This is a genomic window from Pseudomonas prosekii, assembly GCF_900105155.1.
In the GTDB taxonomy this organism is placed as follows: Bacteria; Pseudomonadota; Gammaproteobacteria; order Pseudomonadales; family Pseudomonadaceae; genus Aquipseudomonas; species Aquipseudomonas prosekii.
Genome location: NZ_LT629762.1, coordinates 5874392 through 5889261, shown reverse-complemented (window position 1 = coordinate 5889261; position 14870 = coordinate 5874392). Strand labels below are relative to the sequence as shown.

Below are 14870 nucleotides of genomic sequence, written 5' to 3'. Positions count from 1 at the left end.
AACATCCTTATTCCTCGGTCAACGCGGAGCCTGCCCGGTCGAGCAGCGGTTTGAACAAATAGTTGAGGAGTGAACGTTCCCCCGTGCGCACGAACATCTCCGCGGGCATGCCGGGCTTGATCACCAGCCCGTGGAGTTTTTCCATGGCTTGGTCACTGACGCTGCTGCGCAACACGTAATACGGCGCGCCGGTTTTTTCGTCGATCATCTGGTCGGCGGAAATCAGGCTGACTTCGCCGGGCACGCGCGGGGTGCTGCTCTGGTTGAACGCGGTGAACAGAATGTCCACCGGCAAGTGCGTGCCGACCTTGTCGATCAGGTTGATCGGCAAGTGCCCTTCGACTTCCAGCGTGGTGCCTTGCGGGACGATTTCCAGCAGAGTTTCGCCCTGACGGACCACCGCGCCTTCGGTGTGAACCCCCAGATTGACCGCGATGCCGTCAGCCGTTGCGATGATTTCGCGGTGCTGCAAATCGAAACCGGCGGAGGTCAGTTGCTCCTTGAGCGTGACGCTTTTCAGTTGCGCGTCGCCCAGTTGCGTGCGGACTTCTTTCTGGTATTCCTCGATGTGCTGTTGCAGCTTGAGTTTCGCTTCGAGAATGCCCTGCTCCACCCGACCGCTTTCGCCGCTGTTCTCGGCCAATTGCTGCTGGACTTGCGACAACTGCCGCTGATATTCCATCAGCCGATTGCGCGGGATGTAGCCGTTGTCGGCCAGCGGTTGCAGGTTGCTCAGTTGCTGTTGCAGCGAGCTGACCTGGGCGTTGAGGTCGGTGCGCGCGCGGCGCATGCCGGCCAGTTGCGCGTTGGCGCCTTCAATGTTTGCGCGCAAACCGCCCTGCTCACGGGCAAACGCTTCGCGGCGACTGCTGAACAACTGGCGTTGACCTTCAAGCACCAGCGCCAGACGCGGGTCGGCGTCCTTGCTCAGTTCGGCGGGGAAAGTCACTTGCTTGAGGTTGTCGCGTTCGCTCTCCCAACGCGCGACGCTGGCCCACGCCATGCGGTACTGCGCCTGCAACGAATCGACATCGGCGGCGGCTTGGGTCTGGTCGAGTTGGAACAGCGGCTGGCCCTGCTTCACCACTTGCCCTTCGCGCACCAGAATTCGGCTGACCACGCCGTTGCCGATTGACTGCACGGCTTTGCGTTTGCCCGATACCACGACCGTGCCTTGCACCGGAATCCCTTGATCGAGCGGCGCGAGGCTGGCCCAGGTGAAGAAGCTGCCGGCGCCGACGATGGCCAGAATCCAGCCCATTCGCGCAAAAAATCTGGCGTCGCGTTCAGGGCGTTCGGCGATGTAATCGTGTTCCATGCTGGCTTCGTTTGCAGCGTTCATGCGTGTGCTGGTCATACACCCGAATTCCTTGTCGAGGGCTGATACTGCCGACTCATGCTGAGCCCGCCGGGTGCCTGTTGGGGTTTCTGCTCCTGATTGGCAGGCTGATTGGCGGATTGATTGCCCGGCTGATTGCCGGAAAGCGCTTTGAGCACTTCCTGACTCGGTCCGAACGCTTGCAAACGGCCGTCGCTGAGTACCAGCAATTTGTCGGCCTGGGCCAGCGCCGAAGAACGATGAGTCACCAGAATTACGCTGGTGCCATTGGCTTTCATGTGCGCGATGGCGCTGGCCAACGCCGCTTCGCCAACGGTGTCGAGGTTGGAATTGGGTTCATCCAACACCACCAGGCTCGGCTTGCCGTATAACGCGCGGGCCAGTGCTACACGCTGTTTCTGGCCGCCGGACAAACCGCTGCCGTCCTCGCCCAGAACCGTGTCGTAGCCTTGCGGCATGCGCAGGATCAATTCGTGGACACCGGCGTGTTGTGCGGCCTCGACCACTTGCTGCGGATCGGCTTCGCGAAAACGCGCGATGTTTTCGGCGATGCTGCCGCTGAACAGCTCGATGTCTTGCGGCAGGTAACCGATGTAGGGGCCGAGGTCGTCGCGGTTCCAGCGATGGATGTCGGCGCCGTCGAGTCGCACCGTGCCGCCGAGGGTGGGCCAGACGCCGACCAGCACCCGGGCCAGCGTCGATTTGCCGGAACCGGAGGCGCCGAGCACGCCGAGCACTTCCCCGGCGCCGAGGCTGAAACTGACCAGGTGCAGCGTCGCGTTGCGCTGCCCCGGCGGGCCGGCGCTGACTTGTTCGAACGTGATCTGGCCTTTCGGTGCCGGCAGCGCCATGGCTTCGTCGCTCGGCGGGTACGCTTGCAGCAGCGAATCGAGGCGGCGGTAGGCGAGTTTGGCGCCGCTCCACTGCTTCCACACGGCAATCAATTGATCAATCGGGCTGAGCACGCGGCCCATCAAAATCGAACCGGCGATCATCATCCCGGCGGTCATGTCACCCTTGATCACCAGCAATGCGCCGAGGCCCAGCACCAGTGATTGCAGGCACAGGCGCAGGGTTTTGCTCAGCGAGCTGATGACCGCGCCGGTGTCGCTGGCCTGATTCTGCAAGCCGAGAAACCGCGAATGCACCTGAAACCAGCGCTTGCGCAAGACCCCGAGCATGCCCATCGCCTGAATGGTTTCGGCGTTGTGCAGGTGGCTGGTGGCCAATTGGCTGGATTTCTGCGAGAAGCCTGACGCCTCGCTCAACGGCTTTTTGGTCATGGCCTCGTTGAGGCACGCCAGGCCGATCAGCAGCACGGCGCCGGCCGTGGCGAGCACGCCGAGCCAGACGTTGAACAGGAAAATCACGAAGAGGTACACCGGAAACCACGGCGCATCGAAGAAAGCAAACAGCGCCGGGCCGGTGACAAATTGGCGAATGTGGGTCAGGTCGCCCAACGATTGCCCGGCGTTGCCCTCGCCCTTGAACAGGTTGCGCTCGAACGCGGCTTGATAAACCCGCAGGTTGAAGCGTCGTTCCAGTTGGCTGCCGATGCGGATGACGATGAAGCTGCGGACGATTTCCAGCAAACCGATGAAGGCGAAGAAGCCGACGACCATCAGCGACAGCATCGCCAGGGTGGTTTCGTTCTGCGACGAGAGCACCCGGTCGTAGACCTGCAACATGTATATCGACGGGACCAGCATCAGCACATTGATCAATGCGGTAAAACAGCCAACGCTGATCAAGATGCTCTTGTAATCGCCCAATGCCTTGAATAAGGGTGCGGTCGCTGAGGCATTCGCCATCTTCATTGATTTTCCCTGATGTTATTACTCGTCATTCTTTGACGAGGGTTGTTTAACTGCCCGCACTTGGGCCACAGCATGTTCTGTCGGATAACGCTTACAAATGAATAACAACTTTCTTTGCGCAAACGGGAGTTGCCTGCTTATAGAGGCAACTGCCGTATTTACATGCGTCATTAGTGCGCGGCGCGCACCAGGGTAATAATCAGCCCGGACTTCAAAGTGCTGGTGTAACGCCCTTCGCGCTCACGGCTGAAAAACACAATTCTGGAACCTTCCTTGCCGGTGATCGAGATGCCGTCCGGTTCGGTGAACCAGCCGATCGCCGTCTCTTGCAGCCAGGCGCTGAGACAATCGGCGCCGTCGCCCAAGGTCTGCTCTTGCTGAAAATCGATGACGCAAACATTCGACGGTTTGTCCTGCAGGGCCTGGGACTCTGCCGTGTCTTGCGCGGCATTCAGGGTCGCCTGCCACTTGCCGGCCAGCTCCGAGGGATCCGCTAATCTGAGGCTGCTTGCCATGGCTACTTCTCCAAAAAAAATCATGAGCGTCGCCAAGAGCCACGCCGTCGCTTTGCAGGTAAAGGCGTTACGGGTCATAGGACGTTTTACTCCAGCGGGTAGCCTTACTGACAGCGGGCATTGATGCAAGGACAGAGCACGGCGCCGATCGCGCCGCGCTCCTTGTTGCGTCGGATCAGGCCACGATGTCCGTGGTCACTGCCTGGCCAACGGTGCTGACGAGGAAGTCAGCCACGCCGTGCCCGGAGAAATCCACCGACAGTTGGCTGTTGCCACCCGAAGAGGTCAACACTGCATCGCCCACTGCACCAGTGAACGAATTCACGAAGTGCAGGCCTGCGCCTTTGGTGATGCCGGTCAGGTCAATCTTGTCCAGGCCGCTGACAAAATCGAGGATTTGATCGACTGCACCTGGCTTGGAATCAGAGCTGGCAGCGAACACAAAGGTGTCCGAACCGGCACCGCCCCACAGTTTGTCCGCGCCGCCAGCGCCGTAGATGATGTCGTTGCCGGCACCGCCCTTCAGCTCGTTGGCGACGGTGTTGCCGATCAGCAGATCGTTGCCCGAACCGCCAATCGCGTTCTCGATCGTCACGCCTTTGGCAATGGAGATGTTGCCAACCATGCCGCCAACGTCGGAGAACGAGGTTTCATTGAGGTTGATCTTCTGGTTTTGGGTAAAACCGGAGAAATCCAGAGTATCCTTGCCGCCCGCATCCCACACCGAGAACACTACTTTGTCCGACGACGAAGACGCGCTGAGGAAATCGCGACCGGCGTTGGAGTTGAAGCCGTAAGTGGTGTCACCGGTACGGGTCGAGGTGTTGGCGCCGTAGAGTTTCTGGATCGCGGCAATGTCGTCCATCAGCGGGCCGGACGAATACGCTTCGACGCCACCCTTGCTGAAGTTCTGGCTGGTATTGCTTTCACTCCAGTAGCTCATGACGCTGTAACCGCGAGTGTCTTGGCCGTAGGACGCGTCTTTGTAGCTCGGGTTGCCTTCGCCGGCGTTGTAGTCGCCGGGGTGAGCCAGGCCCAGGGTGTGACCGATTTCGTGGGTCAGGGTCTGGCGCCCGTAGTTGTTCAGGCCAGGCGTCTTGTTGACGTCGTAGCCGCTGCCAGTCAGGTACCACGAAGTACCGTCATAACCCGCGCCAGTGCCAGGCAGGTAAGCGAAGGCTGCCGCGCCGTCCTGTCCGCCGCTGTAGTTACCGAAGGTCATGTGACCGTCGCCGCCCGAGGCTTGCTCGGTGAAGGTGACTTTTGCCACATCAGCCCAGGATTGCATGGCGAGTACGGCTTGGGCTTTCTGCAAAGCACTGAACTCGCTAAACCCGGAAATCCCGTGCTTGTTCATGACCGACGAGGACGCCGATTTCAGGAACGTGTAGGTCAGATCGATCTTGCCATTGCTGTCGGCGTCGCGATAAGCCGCGCCGTCACGCAGCAGCTCGGTTGCTGCACGATCTACGGAGAACGAGGGTTTGCCATTGACCGTGAGGTTACCGCCACGATCGTACTGATGGGCAAAGCTGTTGATCTGGTTCCACGCCGCGCTGGTTGCTGCCAATGCGCTTAGTGAGTCAACAGCGGTGTCTTTTACTTTCGACATAAACACACTTCCTTGTTAAGCAGTTGAACAGTTTTAGACAGATAACGACGATCCCTGGCGAGATCGTCCTATCACTCGCCCAATGAAGGCGAAAGAAAACTGACACAATTTGAAATCAGACGTCTAGTACTTTTTTGACGTCAAATCGAAGTGCAACGGAATATGCCCGGAAACATGGGAGGAACGGACGAAAGATATTTTAAGGGGAGGGTTTTGCAAGGATTGTCAGACAATAGGCTATTTAATAATTAAATATGCCTAAGTTGTTTTTTGTCGAAGGCGTCTCAGTTTGCGCAACTTATTAATATGAGTGCCAGTGCATTGCTACTACGCGTACCAACTAACGGATTTGTATGTTTTGACAGAGTTTGCGGCCGCTGCGCGACCGGACGCAGGCTTCGCCAGCTGCTACATGGGGATGTGTTGCCTGCGAAACCGAGCATCGCCCGGTGATCGCAATCCCCTGTAGCAGCTGCCGAAGGCTGCGAAGCAGTCGCCCAACTTTACGCACGGCGGCCGCTGCGCGACCGGACGCAGGCTGCGCCAGCTGCTACATGGGGATGTGTTGTCTGCGAAACCGCGGATCGCCCGGTGATCGCAATCCCTTGTAGCCGCTGCCGAAGGCTGTGTTCGGCTGCGAAGCAGTCGCCTAACGTTACGCACGGCGGTCGCTGCGCGACCGGACGCAGGCTTCGCCAGCTGCTACATGGGGATGTGTTGCCTGCGAAACCGCGCATCGCCCGGTGATCGCAATCCCTTGTAGCAGCTGCCGAAGGCTGCGTTCGGCTGCGAAGCAGTCGCCTAACGTTACGCACGGCGGTCGCTGCGCGACCGGACGCAGGCTTCGCCAGCTGCTACATGGGGGGATGTGTTGTTGGCGAAACCGCGGATCGCCCGGTGAGCGCAATCCCTTGTAGCAGCTGCCGAAGGCTGCGTTCGGCTGCGCAGCAGTCGCTGGATTTCACAGCCAGCACGCGTCCCACAGGGGGTAGTCGTGAACTCGTGTTACCAGCCCTGCCCTCACAGGATTAAGGATGACGTACCGCGCAAGGTCTTTCAGGTCTTCCTCTTTGCGAACCGCCCGGTCTTGATAGCCCTTCTGCCATAACCGCCCTTGCCGCCTCAAGGCAAGATTGACCGCGCGACTGCTGCGCGCCTTGATTCGGCACATCACTTCGGCCAGCGTCCTGTTGCGCAGTTGCAGCAGGCAGTGCACATGATCCGGCATCACCACCCAAGTCAAAAAATCCGCCCAACCATCCTCCTGCGCCTCCCGCAACTGTTTCACCACCAACCGGGCCAAACGCCAATCAGCAAAAAACGGCTGCCGTTGGTGAACGACAGCCGTTATCAGGTAAATCCGCCCTGGCTCAGAGAAACGGCCTATGCGCAGCCGACCCGCATTCAAACAGACAGGCATTCCATTGCCTCCATTCCCACCCAAAGATCAGCGCAAATCTACAGCCTCAACCCTCAGTTGGATAAGCCGCAATCACTACAAGACAAGACGTCTCAACTCCCCGTCCGAATCTTGTTCCACACCCGCGTGCGGATTCGGTCGATGTTCAGGGGCATGGCTTCGAGGGCGAACAATTTGCCCATCATTTCCTCGCTCGGGTAGACCTTGGTGTCGTTCTTGATTGCCGGGTCGATCAGGCTGTCGGCTGCGGAGTTGCCGTTGGCGTAGTGCACGTGGTTGCTGATGCTGGCCATCACGTCCGGGCGCAGCAGGTAGTTCATGAAAGCGTAACCGGCCTTTTCGTCAGGGGCGTCGACGGGCATCGCGACCATGTCGAACCAGATCGCCGCGCCTTCCTTGGGAATCGCGTAGCCGATGTCGACGCCGTTCTTCGCCTCTCTGGCACGGGTTTCCGCTTGCAGAATGTCGCCGGAGAAGCCGACCGCTACGCAGATATCGCCGTTGGCCAGGTCGCTGGTGTATTTCGAGGAGTGGAAATAACTCACGTACGGCCGCACTTTCATCAGCAGCGCTTCAGCCTTTTTATAGTCTTCGGGATTTTTGCTGTGGTGCGGCAGCCCGAGGTAATTCAGCGCGGCGGGGAGCAATTCCGGGCCATTGTCGAGGATCGCCACGCCGCACTTTTGCAGCTTCTGCATGTTTTCCGGTTTGAAGATCAAGTCCCAGGAATCCACCGGCGCGTTGTCGCCGAGCACCGCTTTGACCTTGGCGATGTTGTAGCCGATGCCAGTGCTGCCCCACAGGTACGGAAAACCGTGTTCGTTGCCCGGGTCGTTGGTCTGCAACGCTTGCAGCAGCGGCGGATTCAGGTTTTTCCAGTTCGGCAACTGCGCCTTGTCGAGTTTCTTCAGCGCCCCGCCCTGAATCTGCCGGGCCATGAAATGGTTGGACGGAAACACCACGTCATAACCGGATTTGCCGGTCATCAACTTGCCGTCGAGGGTTTCGTTGCTGTCGTAGACGTCGTAGCTGAAGCCGATGCCGGTTTCTTTCTGGAAGTTCTTGGTGGTGTCCGGGGCAATGTAGTCCGACCAGTTGTAGATTTTCACGGTCTCGGCCGCGTGCCCGAGGGTCGCAACCAGTGCCAGCGGAGCCAAAGTCAGGGTTTTTCGGATCATGAGTCGATTCCTGTATGGGGTTTTTATTGGCAGGCAATCAAAAGATCAAAATCAAAAATCAGAAAATCAAAACGTAACTCTTGCGCACGGTTTCCTGGATGTCCCAGATACCGAGGCTGTTGGCCGGCAACATCAGTGCATCGCCGGCTTCTATGTGCAGGGTTTCACCGTCATCCGGGGTAAACGTGCAGCGGCCCTGAATGAAGTGGCAGAACTCCTGAGCCACAATCTGCCGCCGCCAGCGCCCCGGCGTGCATTCCCAGACGCCGGTTTCGACGCCGTCGTCGCGTTCGACGCTGGTGGTCGAAGCCACGGCGATCGGGCTGCCGAGCGGCACGGCCACGGGGTTGGATTCATCCAGTTGGAGCGTTGCGGTGTTTTTGAATTGGGTAATGCTCATCGGAATACCTGTGGATTGAGAACGCTGTTTTAGTGCATGAAACCTTCCATGAACTCGGCCACGCCGCTGGCCAGTTTGCGTCGCCACGGTGCGGTGGCCGGGTTGGCAAGGGTCTGGTCTTCGTGGACAAAGCTGCGGATGATCGCGTTGTAACCGAGCCAGCGGCAGGGTTCCGGCTCCCACGCCCGGAGCGCGTCGAGGCCGCCCTGCGGGATCACCCACGGTTGGCGTACCAACTCGGTATCGCGCTCCAGAATCAAGTCGGCCAACGTCCGGCCGCCGAGATTGCTCGCGCCAACGCCCTCGCCGCCGTAACCACCGGACAGCGCGATGCCACTGGCGCGATCACAGAGCATGTGCGGCTTGAAGCGCCGCGACATGCCGAGGTTGCCGCCCCAGGCGTGGGTGATTCGGACATTTTTCAGTTGAGGGAACAGCTCACCGAACAGGTAGCGGCGCAGCTCGACTTCGCTGGTCGAGAGGTCGAAGTCGTGTCGCAACTTGCCGGCAAACTGGTAACCGCCGCGAGCGCCGAATACCAGGCGGTTGTCGGCGGTGCGCTGGCCGTAAGTGACCTGACGGCTGGCTTCGCTGAACGCCTGGCCCTGGCTCAGGCCGATTTCATCCCAGGTCGCGGCGGACAGCGGCTCGGTCGCGACCAGCAGGCTTTGCACCGGCAGTTGATAACGCCCCAGCGGCGGCAGCGTGACGGAATAACCTTCTACCGCCGGCACCACCCAGCGACTGCGCACCGAGGCTTTCGCTGTGCGCAGGCTGCCGGACTGCCACTGCGTAACAGGGCTGTTCTCGTAAATTTTGACGCCCATGCCTTCCACGTTTCGCGCCAATCCCCGAACCAACTTTGCCGGGTGAATGGTCGCGACGTGCGGTGCATAGATACCGCCATACGGTTTGGCAATTCTGATCTGTTGCGCCAATTGCTCGGGGCTGAGCCAGCGGTAGTCGTTTTCGTTCAGGCCCTGGCCATGCAGCTTGTCCAGATAACTGCGCAGGCTGCTTTCCTGTTCGGGATAACGCGCCGCGCAATACAGCACGCCGCCCTTGCGGTAATCGCAGTTAATGCCTTCGCGTTCGAGGACGATCTCCACTTCATCGGGAATGCTGTGCAGCAAATCGAACGAGGCGCGACGCTCTTCGGCTGGCAGACCGGCGAGCAAACGGTCTTCGCCGAGCAGATTGCCCATCAGCCAGCCGCCATTGCGGCCGGAGGCACCAAAACCGGCGATTTGCGCTTCGATGATGGCAATTTTCAGATCTGGCGCCAGGCGTTTGAGGTAATACGCAGTCCACAGCCCGGTGTAACCCGCGCCGATAATGGCCACGTCGACGTCCAGGTCCCGCTCCAGGGCCGGACGCGCCAGTAACGGCTCGTCGAGTTGATCCATCCACAAACTGATCGTGCGCCACGCCGACATACACCACTCCGCCAATCCAGACTTCAATGGCGTCGATCCTAGAGGGTGAAGTCAGAGGCTGTCGTGCGCGCGTGCACGCAAAGAAATTTGTTTGACGTAAGCCTTGGGCGATTGCCCGGTGTGCTGGCGGAAACAACTGTAGAACGCCGACAGCGAGTTGAACCCGGCGGCGAACGCCAGTTCGTCGACCCGCAGCGGCGGCGTGGCGTTGTCCAGCGCCGCGAGCAAATGCTGCAGACGAGCCTGGTTGACGTAACGATAAAAGCTTTGCCCGAGCACTTGGTTGAGCAGATAGGAAATCTGGTTGCGGCTGTACCCGCACTCCTTCGCCACGCGCTGCAAGTCGAGTTCGGGATCGAGATAAGGTTGCTGGCGCTGGAAGTATTGCTCCAGGTCTTCGGCCATGAAGCTCAGTTGGCGCGGCGACAAACCGAGGCGACTCGCCGCCGGGCGCAGGTTGTTCGCGGTTTTGCTCGGCGCTTGCTCACGCACCAGCGAGGCGTATTCATTAACGCGCCATATCAGGCCATCGCGCACGGTAATCGCTTCGCTGGAGCGAAACGACACCAGGCCGTCGGTGCCGCGCAAGGTCATGCGGTACTGGATGAACGCGGTGTTGCCGTCCAGGCGAATGCGGTCGGAATGTTCCAGTGCTTCATCGGGATTGCGCGGCATGCTGTCTCGAACGTAATCGCGCAGTTCGTCCAGCCCCATCACGCGGTTCTGGAAAAAGTCGCTGTACTGGATGTCCGGGTGGTACAGCGCCATCACGCCGTACAGATCCCGGTGTTTCCAGCACAAGTGGTAACGCATCACTGTCTCACCCGTGGCCTGGGTTTGCAGCGGGCCATCATCATCGACTTGCATAAAGGGCTCGGCGAAAAACCCCGAGCTTGCCCAAGTTCGGCTTCGGCTTCAATGGTCTGGCGCCTGCGCAGCCGTAATGGCCTATTGCTCAAACCCGCCAGCGACGTGACACAGATCAAAAAACCCGACGGCAATCGCTAAACGGACTGAAAAAAGCCACGTGTTTTTAACATGCGGGTGCTACTTTTAACTGCATTCACCGGTTGAGCCAATGAAGGTTCTACCCCTCCTCACATGAGCTAATGGAAGCGCTCGATGACTAAGGCGGGCAACACATGAACAAAGGTTCGAGCAAGGTCACCTTCCCCAACGCCTGCCAGCTGATGCGCTGGCATTTTCATCCGATGGGTTTCGAGGCGAGCATGGACGCGCCGGGCAGCATGATCGCCCGACTGTTTGACCGTGCGAGTGGCGAAACCATGATCGCCATCGCCGGCATCCCCTGCGCGACGGTGATGAACGCAGCTGATGTCGAACGAATAATCGAAGCGGTGGAAGATGAGCTGGAAGCGTTTATTCCACCAATGGCGCTGAGGAACTATGCCTGAGCGTGGTTGGTGATGATCAGAAGCCCACAGGAAGTGGGCTTTTTTGTGGGCGTCGTTTAAATCGCCAAAACGCTGAGATTCCCTGTAGGAGCGAGCCTGGTCGCGAAAGCGCGGTGTCAGTCAATACATGTGCTGGATAACAACCGCTATCGCGAGCAGGCTCACTCCTACACGGGGGGTGGGTTTGCATCGGGATTTGGTCAGGCGGATTTTGTGCTTTGGCGGTGGTCGGCGAAGAACGCTTTGCCCTTGCCGACTTTGTCCGACGCCTTGGGCATGTTCACTGCCTGACCCTCCTGAGCATCGACGTACCAATAACAATGGCTCACCGCCCGGGTGATGCCGACATACGCCAGGCGCAAAATCTCGTCTTTCTGCGCGTTGTCGTAAGCCTCGGTATCACCAGCCTTGCCCAATCCGGCCATGCGATATACCTGATTTTTGTACGGCGAACTGGTCAAGTGCTGACAGTCGCCCAACAAGAACACCGCGTCGGCCTGTAGGCCTTTGGCGCTGTGGTACGTCAGCTGCTTCAGCCTTCGGTCCGCATAAGGCAAGCTAGAATCCACATTAACTAAAGGCTGAATATGCTGTTCTATCAACAACTTATCGCTGCTTTTTCGATAGAGCATCAAGATAGAATCGCCGCGTTTGTAGTGCTCCATCAGCCGCTGCGCCATGCCCTGATCATCACGATCCAGCACATTCACCGGCAGCAATGCTTTAGGTTCACCGCTGGCCTTGGCTTTCTTTCCTGAGATTGACGGGGCTGCGCGAACGATATGCTCGGCGGCATCGATGATGTGCTGATGGCTGCGGTAGTTGTCGCTGAGCATTACCCGCGTGGTGCCTGGCGACGGGAATTCCTTGTTGAACTCCATGAAATACGTCGGCGAACTGCCGCGCCAGCCATAGATCGACTGCCAATCATCGCCCACACACAGCAGCGACGACCGCTGGGCGCCGCGCCCGACATGCATCGCCGGACCACGACTGCGGATTTCGGCGAGACTGGCGCGGATCCAGGAAACGATCTGCGGCGAAACGTCCTGAAACTCGTCGATCATCAAATGCGCCAGAGGCCGCAGCAGCTCATTGCTCAATAGCTTGAGGTTCTCCGGCGAGTGCTCGCTGAACAACGCGAACATCCGGTTGTAGGTCATTACTGGCGGCTTCTGATCGAGCAAGTGATCTTCGAAGGCGCGCCAGAACAGGCTCAGGGCCTCGAAGAAGAACCGGTCCGGATCGTCTTTGGCGAAACTCATGCGGCCAACCGCGTCCGGCACGTCGAGGCCAAGGTTCTCGATGAACCCGGCGGCACCGACAAAACAGTCGAGCAGCGGCGCCGACGCCAGTTCGCCTTTGACCTTGTAATCGAAGCCCGGCCCGGCGCTGGCATCACCGGCCAGCGACGCCAAAACGCGCTTGGACGACTCGTAACTATCCAGCCATATCAAAGGCTTACGACAGAAAGCTTGAAACAGGGTGCGCTTTACGGCCCACTCGGCGCGGACGCTGAGCTTGGCGTTTGGGCGGTTGAGCTGCGGGTTTTCCCGTGGGTCAAAACCGAGCACGACCCAGGCGTCGAGGCTTGGGATATAGCCGTGGCAATGGAAGGTCGAGCCATTGATGTCGAAGGTCTGGCGGTTGGGCTCGATGCCTTTGATCGGCCAGGCGCCGGCGCGAAACCACAGGTCCTCGATGGTGTCGCAGAGTTCTTCATCGCGCTTGGCGGCGAGTTCGGTTACAGCTACACGTTTCTGCACGTCCGGGTGATCGCGCTCCAGCTCCTTGAGCTGCAAGGCGTGGCGCGACAATGGCTGAATCAATCCACGGAAACGCTCGTCGCTGGTGAACAAGTGGTGGTAGCAGGCGTTCAGTTGCTGGCGCTGCGCGTCGTTGATGCGCAGGTCGAACGGATTGCTGTCGACCTCTTCGTCGCCACTCTGCGGGCGATTGCTGAGGTTTTCAAAGGCTTGCAGGCGCTCGAAACCCGGCAGACTGCGGACCATCGGCAGAATCCGCGAGTGAAAGGTGCGCACCAGATCCCGCGCTTCTTTCAGGCTCAGCAACCGCCCCCAGAGGCCAAACAGTTCGATCAGCTTATTGATGAAATCCTTGCGCGACTCGCGGGTGAAGGTCACCACGGTCATCGAATCGAGCTCGAAACCCAGGTAGTGGTTGAGCAACAGAATGCGCAGCACCAGCGTCGTCGATTTGCCGGCACCGGCACCGGCAATCACCGAGGTCGATGGCGTGTCGCTGAAGATCATCTTCCACTGCGCGACGCTCGGCTGCGCATGCGCCGGCAGCAGGCGCGCAACGTCGGCTTTCATACGTTTCTTGATGTCGGCATTCAGTGGCAGCCGCCAGTCATCGAACAGGTGATCGTCAACACTCGGTGGCCGGTGCTCGGTGCAGCGCGAATCGCGGATCAGCAGTACCTGCCGGCCTTCTTCCAGCCCTTCGAGCTTGCCTTCCTTAAACCCGTAATCGACCCCAGCGGTGTGGCCGCTGCGAAAACCGTCAGCCTGGCCGTGCAGCCACGACGCCCGGTGCTGCGCGCGCAACCGCGTCAAGCCGTGGCCAAAGAACCGCGCGGCCAGGCGCTTGAACAACGGCATCTCGGCTAACGGCCGAAGTTCGGGAGGAAGCTCAGAGGTTTGAGGCTCGAAGTTATGAAGCTCGGGGGTGTGTTGCGGCACGCGGTCGGACTCCAGGGTGTGAGGCTGTTGGCGGCTATGGTGTCTGCATTTGCCCGGCAGTTCTAGTGAAATGCTTACAGGTCATTGGCTTATGCGATGAAGTGAAGGCTGGATGAGACTATTAACGCGCCGCGAACCATCAAATAATTGGATGGTTTTGAAGCAGTTTTTACGCTTTTTATCGATTAACGCCTGATAGATGATGCCCGCCATTAACCACCGGTTCGTGATTCGTGGCCCAGGCGCTCAGCCCCATGACGGACCTATCAGGAGACGATCATGCTTGAACTCAGACCTTTCAAAACATTGGGCGGCGCTCACCACGGCTGGTTGGATGCCCATCACCACTTTTCGTTCGCCGAGTACCACGACCCGCAGCGCATGAACTGGGGCAACCTGCGCGTATGGAACGACGACATCATTGCCTCGGGCACCGGTTTCCCGCAGCACTCGCACCGCGACATGGAAATCATCACTTACGTGCGTGAAGGCGCGATCACCCACCAGGACAACCTCGGCAACAAGGGCCGCACTGAGGCCGGCGACGTTCAGGTCATGAGCGCCGGCACCGGGATTGCTCACAGCGAGTACAACCTGGAAGCAAGCGAAACGCGGATATTCCAGATCTGGATCATTCCCAATGAAGCCGGTTCGGCACCATCGTGGGGCGCCAAGCCGTTTCCAAAAGGGCAACGCGAAGGTTTTGTAACCTTGGCCAGCGGCAAGGACGGCGACGATCAGAGCCTGCGAATTCGGGCAGATGCGCGTTTGGTCGCAGCTAATCTCAAGGCTGGTGAAACCGCGGAATATCACCTGGATGCTGGGCGCCGCGCCTATCTGGTGCCGGCGACCGGGGTGATTGAAGTCAACGGGTTACGCGCAGAAGCTCGAGACGGCGTTGCGGTCGCGGATGAGCAGGTGCTGCGGGTGACGGCGGTCGAAGACAGCGAAGTTGTGCTGGTGGATCTGGCTTGATCGAGTAAATTCCAGGCAAAAAAATGGGCGACCTGATGGTCGCCCTTTTTTTGCGTAA

12 protein-coding genes are annotated in these 14870 nt (G+C 59.2%); 2 read left to right on the top strand and 10 right to left on the bottom strand.

The annotated features are described in order from the left end of the window. Window positions 1–7: 7 nt before the first annotated feature. The 9 genes from BLU01_RS26545 to BLU01_RS26505 form a co-directional block, all read right to left on the bottom strand. Window positions 8–1357, bottom strand: a complete 1350-nt coding sequence (locus tag BLU01_RS26545; RefSeq protein ID WP_092281076.1) for an HlyD family type I secretion periplasmic adaptor subunit — start codon at window positions 1355–1357, stop codon at window positions 8–10. Further along, window positions 1354–3156, bottom strand: coding sequence for a type I secretion system permease/ATPase (locus BLU01_RS26540; protein ID WP_092281074.1), 1803 nt, complete (start codon window positions 3154–3156; stop codon window positions 1354–1356). The genes BLU01_RS26545 and BLU01_RS26540 overlap by 4 nt, the downstream gene beginning before the upstream one ends. 170 nt (window positions 3157–3326) lie before the next feature. Continuing rightward, on the bottom strand, window positions 3327–3749 hold the full coding sequence (locus BLU01_RS26535) for an AprI/Inh family metalloprotease inhibitor (protein ID WP_092281072.1): 423 nt from the start codon (window positions 3747–3749) through the stop codon (window positions 3327–3329). Window positions 3750–3846: 97 nt separating this feature from the next. Beyond that, window positions 3847–5283 carry a serralysin family metalloprotease gene (locus BLU01_RS26530; RefSeq protein WP_092281070.1) on the bottom strand — a complete coding sequence of 479 codons (1437 nt, stop codon included), beginning with the start codon at window positions 5281–5283 and terminating at the stop codon, window positions 3847–3849. A 961-nt stretch (window positions 5284–6244) separates the two neighbouring features. Beyond that, entirely contained in the window at window positions 6245–6703 is a 459-nt protein-coding gene (locus BLU01_RS26525; RefSeq protein WP_092281068.1) for an REP-associated tyrosine transposase, read from the bottom strand. 92 nt (window positions 6704–6795) lie between these two features. After that, window positions 6796–7881: a polyamine ABC transporter substrate-binding protein gene (locus tag BLU01_RS26520; RefSeq protein WP_092281066.1), complete on the bottom strand. Its 1086-nt coding sequence runs from the start codon at window positions 7879–7881 to the stop codon at window positions 6796–6798. A gap of 58 nt (window positions 7882–7939) precedes the next feature. Beyond that, the gene (locus tag BLU01_RS26515) at window positions 7940–8281 is read right to left on the bottom strand and encodes a cupin domain-containing protein (RefSeq protein WP_092281064.1); all 342 of its coding nucleotides are present in this window, start codon (window positions 8279–8281) and stop codon (window positions 7940–7942) included. A 29-nt stretch (window positions 8282–8310) separates the two neighbouring features. Continuing rightward, window positions 8311–9717: an NAD(P)/FAD-dependent oxidoreductase gene (locus tag BLU01_RS26510; protein ID WP_092281062.1), complete on the bottom strand. Its 1407-nt coding sequence runs from the start codon at window positions 9715–9717 to the stop codon at window positions 8311–8313. 51 nt (window positions 9718–9768) lie between these two features. Further along, window positions 9769–10584 carry a helix-turn-helix transcriptional regulator gene (locus BLU01_RS26505; protein WP_092281060.1) on the bottom strand — a complete coding sequence of 272 codons (816 nt, stop codon included), beginning with the start codon at window positions 10582–10584 and terminating at the stop codon, window positions 9769–9771. A gap of 275 nt (window positions 10585–10859) precedes the next feature. Between BLU01_RS26505 and BLU01_RS26500 the strand changes: the two genes are divergently transcribed. Then, entirely contained in the window at window positions 10860–11132 is a 273-nt protein-coding gene (locus BLU01_RS26500) for a DUF1652 domain-containing protein (protein WP_092281058.1), read from the top strand. Between the two features lie 200 nt (window positions 11133–11332). Here BLU01_RS26500 and BLU01_RS26495 read toward each other — a convergent pair whose 3' ends face one another. Continuing rightward, a complete protein-coding gene (locus tag BLU01_RS26495; protein WP_408003126.1) occupies window positions 11333–13837 on the bottom strand; it encodes a UvrD-helicase domain-containing protein in 2505 nt (834 codons plus the stop codon). 279 nt (window positions 13838–14116) lie between these two features. Here BLU01_RS26495 and BLU01_RS26490 point away from each other — a divergent pair, with 279 nt between their 5' ends. Next, window positions 14117–14812 carry a pirin family protein gene (locus tag BLU01_RS26490; RefSeq protein WP_092281054.1) on the top strand — a complete coding sequence of 232 codons (696 nt, stop codon included), beginning with the start codon at window positions 14117–14119 and terminating at the stop codon, window positions 14810–14812. Window positions 14813–14870: the final 58 nt, after the last annotated feature.

Bases quoted from the DNA above. Each gene is read 5' to 3' on its own strand.
- BLU01_RS26545 (WP_092281076.1), bottom strand. From the start codon at position 1,357: ATGACCAGCACACGCATGAACGCTGCAAACGAAGCCAGCATGGAACAC.
- BLU01_RS26540 (WP_092281074.1), bottom strand. From the start codon at position 3,156: ATGAAGATGGCGAATGCCTCAGCGACCGCACCCTTATTCAAGGCATTG.
- BLU01_RS26535 (WP_092281072.1), bottom strand. From the start codon at position 3,749: ATGACCCGTAACGCCTTTACCTGCAAAGCGACGGCGTGGCTCTTGGCG.
- BLU01_RS26530 (WP_092281070.1), bottom strand. From the start codon at position 5,283: ATGTCGAAAGTAAAAGACACCGCTGTTGACTCACTAAGCGCATTGGCA.
- BLU01_RS26525 (WP_092281068.1), bottom strand. From the start codon at position 6,703: ATGCCTGTCTGTTTGAATGCGGGTCGGCTGCGCATAGGCCGTTTCTCT.
- BLU01_RS26520 (WP_092281066.1), bottom strand. From the start codon at position 7,881: ATGATCCGAAAAACCCTGACTTTGGCTCCGCTGGCACTGGTTGCGACC.
- BLU01_RS26515 (WP_092281064.1), bottom strand. From the start codon at position 8,281: ATGAGCATTACCCAATTCAAAAACACCGCAACGCTCCAACTGGATGAA.
- BLU01_RS26510 (WP_092281062.1), bottom strand. From the start codon at position 9,717: ATGTCGGCGTGGCGCACGATCAGTTTGTGGATGGATCAACTCGACGAG.
- BLU01_RS26505 (WP_092281060.1), bottom strand. From the start codon at position 10,584: ATGCAAGTCGATGATGATGGCCCGCTGCAAACCCAGGCCACGGGTGAG.
- BLU01_RS26500 (WP_092281058.1), top strand. From the start codon at position 10,860: ATGAACAAAGGTTCGAGCAAGGTCACCTTCCCCAACGCCTGCCAGCTG.
- BLU01_RS26490 (WP_092281054.1), top strand. From the start codon at position 14,117: ATGCTTGAACTCAGACCTTTCAAAACATTGGGCGGCGCTCACCACGGC.